This is a genomic window from Inquilinus sp. (assembly GCF_057815775.1).
In genome coordinates, this window is the sequence record NZ_JBYRFX010000930.1 from 1 (window position 1) to 2855 (window position 2855).

General features: G+C 70.4%; 3 protein-coding genes, 1 pseudogene and 1 riboswitch. All 4 genes and pseudogenes read right to left on the minus strand.

Features of this window, described 5'->3' with window-relative positions; translation table 11 throughout:
* Positions 1-678 (minus strand): cobaltochelatase subunit CobN (locus tag AC3XYG_RS33215; RefSeq protein ID WP_489144166.1); only part of this gene is annotated, 678 nt, incomplete at its 3' end.
* Positions 678-1706 carry a cobalamin biosynthesis protein CobW gene (gene cobW / locus AC3XYG_RS33220; protein ID WP_489144167.1) on the minus strand — a complete coding sequence of 343 codons (1029 nt, stop codon included), beginning with the start codon at positions 1704-1706 and terminating at the stop codon, positions 678-680. The genes cobW and AC3XYG_RS33215, both read right to left, overlap by 1 nt.
* 11 nt (positions 1707-1717) lie before the next feature.
* Complete coding sequence (gene cobU, locus AC3XYG_RS33225; protein WP_489144168.1) at positions 1718-2245, minus strand: bifunctional adenosylcobinamide kinase/adenosylcobinamide-phosphate guanylyltransferase; 528 nt, start codon at positions 2243-2245, stop codon at positions 1718-1720.
* Positions 2246-2375: 130 nt separating this feature from the next.
* Positions 2376-2593: riboswitch (cobalamin riboswitch) on the minus strand.
* A gap of 36 nt (positions 2594-2629) precedes the next feature.
* A pseudogene (locus tag AC3XYG_RS33230) lies at positions 2630-2855 on the minus strand (hypothetical protein); the annotation flags it as partial.

Consider the following 2855-nt stretch of genomic DNA (forward strand, 5'->3'; position numbering starts at 1 on the left):
CAGCGCCGCGACCAGCGCATCGACCGGCGCCAGGTTCCCCGCCTGCACCAGGGCCCGGTAGAAGACGAGGCCGATGACGGGCGCGTCGCCCGGCCACCGCCCGGCGATCTCGGCATAGGACGGGTGGCGCAAATCCGGCCAGTATAGCCCGGCGCGCAGCAGCGGCCGGGCTTCGGCCCATTGCAGGTCGCGGCCGATCAGCGTCGCGGCATAGGCCAGGAAGCCGCGGGCGTTCTCGATGCCGCCTTCGACCAGGTAGCGCCACAGCCTGCCCCGCGCCTCCTCCGGCACGGTCGACAGCGCATCGAGATCGGCATCCGGCTTATCGTCGCCCGGCAGCACGGCCAGGGCGATGCCCCCGCGCCGGCAGGCGGCGTGCACCTGTTCGATGCCGTAGCGCCAATAGCCGGCGCCGCCGAGCAGCCGCACCACCACCAGCTTCGCCCGGCTGACCACATCGTCGACATAGGTGTCGACCGACAGGTTGTGGCCGAGCTGCAGCAGGTTGGCCAGACGCACCGCCGGGAAATCCTCGCCGAACCCGGACCGGGCCGCCGACAGGCAGGCGAGTTCGGTGTCGGCCGCGGTCAGGACGACGATGTCGCCCGGACTCTGGCCGAGATCGACCGCCTCCGACCCGTCGGCGACGCTGCCCGGCTGGGTGGCGAGGAGATGCATCAGGCCGCGAGCGATGCGGTGATGGCGGCACGGTCGAGGCCGCGTTCGCCGATCACCACCAGGGTGGTGCCGCGGGCCTCGTCGGCACGCCACGGGCGGTCGTAGTAATGCTGGATCCGGCCGCCGACCGCCTGGACCACGAGCCGCATCGGCTTGCCCTCGACCGCGGCGAAACCCTTCAGGCGCAGGATGTCATGCGCTTCGATCACCGGCTTCAGCTTCGCGGCCAGGGCGTCCGGATCGGCCACGACGCCGAGATCGACGTGGAAGCTCTCGAAATCATCGTGGTCGTGCTCCTCCTCCGTGTCGTGATGGGAGGGGCGCGCCGCCAGATCGTCTTCCGCGGCGGCGCCGAGGCCCAGCAGCACCGCGGCGTCGATGGCGCCGTGCCGGGCCTTGACCACCTTCACGCCCGGCCGCAGCTGTGCCGCGAGATCGGCCGACACCGTCGCCATGCCCGCGTCGTCCAGCAGGTCGGTCTTGTTCAGGATCACCATGTCGGCGCAGGCCAGCTGGTCCTCGAACAGCTCCTCCAGCGGGTTGTCATGGTCCAGCCCTTCATCCGCCGCGCGCTGGGCGGCCAGCGCGTCTTCATCCAGCGCGAAACGGCCTTCCGACATCGCGGCGCCGTCGATCACGGTGATGACGCCGTCGACCGTGACCCGGGTGCGGATCTCCGGCCAGCCGAAGGCCTTGATCAGCGGCTTGGGCAAGGCCAGGCCGCTGGTCTCGATCACGATGTGCTCCGGCGGGTCGGCTCGGTTCAGCAGCTTCTCGATGGTCGGGATGAAATCATCGGCCACGGTGCAGCAGATGCAGCCATTGGCCAGCTCCACCACGTCCTCTTCCCGGCAGGTGGCGTCGCCGCAGCTGCGCAGCAGGTCGCCATCGACGCCGACATCGCCGAATTCGTTGATGATCAGGGCCAGCCGGCGGCCATTCGCGGTCTGCAGCAGGTGGCGGATCAGCGTGGTCTTGCCGGCGCCGAGGAAGCCGGTGATGACGGTGGCGGGGATCTTGGCGGGCATGCGGGTTTCTCTCAGGCGGATTTCAGGGTCAGGGGAAGGCCGGCGGCGATGAAGACGACGGAGGGCACGACGGACGCCACGGCCTGGTGCAGGCGCCCGGCATGGTCGCGGAAGGCGCGGGCCAGGGCGTTGTCAGGGACGATGCCGAGCCCGACCTCGTTTGAGACCAGGACGACGGGTCCCGGCGGCGCCGCCAGCCATTGCACCAGCCGGTCGGTCTCGGCGGCGATGTCGCGATCGGCATGCATAAGGTTGGACAGCCACAGGGTCAGGCAGTCGACCAGCACGGCGCGGCCGGGGCCGGCCTGCGCCGCCAGCACCTCGACCAGGTCGAGCGGTGCTTCGACCGTACGCCAGCGCGAGCCGCGCTGTGCCTGGTGGAGAGAGATGCGCTCGACCATCTCGGCATCCCAGGCCTCGGCGGTCGCCAGGTAGATGCAGGCGCCGGGCTGGCTTTCGACCAGCGCCTCGGCATGGCGGCTCTTGCCCGACCGGGCGCCGCCCAGCACCAGCGTCGCTGCCGGCAGAGGCTCAGCCACTGATACGTCGATGCTTCACGCCCTCGCCCTTCCGGTCGACCGGCCAGGGCAATCGGACGCCGGATGCGGTGGAAGGCACACCAAGGGCGCCATGCATCCCGCGCCACCGGTTCACCCCGCCCGGCGGTTCGCACGCATCGCCTCGCTGGCAGGTCTCCTGGCTCGCGGGTCATCGCCTGCCTCCGCCTTCCCGGCCCATCGGGGCCAGTGGCTGTCGGAGTTGGGCTCGCCGCCTACAGTTGCGGGGGCAGCCGCGGATCAGGTCTCCCACAAGGATCGACCGTCCCGCGTTCCCTTTTCATCCCCTCAGGCGTCCGCCCTCGGGGAACCAGCTGCGCGATGGCGGCACAGTAGGAGGCGCGGGCCAGGGGGTCAACGGGAGCCTCAGCCCGCCTTGCCGGCGGTGCTCGTCGACCGCAGCCGCTGGGCGTAGACATTGATGACCAGCGCCGCCAGCAGGATCAGGCCACGGATCAGGATCTTCAGGAAGCTGTCGATGTTGATGTGGTCCAGCCCGTTGTTCAGCACGCCGAGGATGAACAGGCCGATGATGGTGTTGCCGATGCCGCCGCGGCCGCCGAACAGGCTGGTGCCGCCGACCACCACCGCG

What these genes read in the sequence shown, in the direction of transcription:
- cobW (WP_489144167.1), bottom strand. Translation starts at nt 1,706, where the DNA reads ATGCCCGCCAAGATCCCCGCCACCGTCATCACCGGCTTCCTCGGCGCC.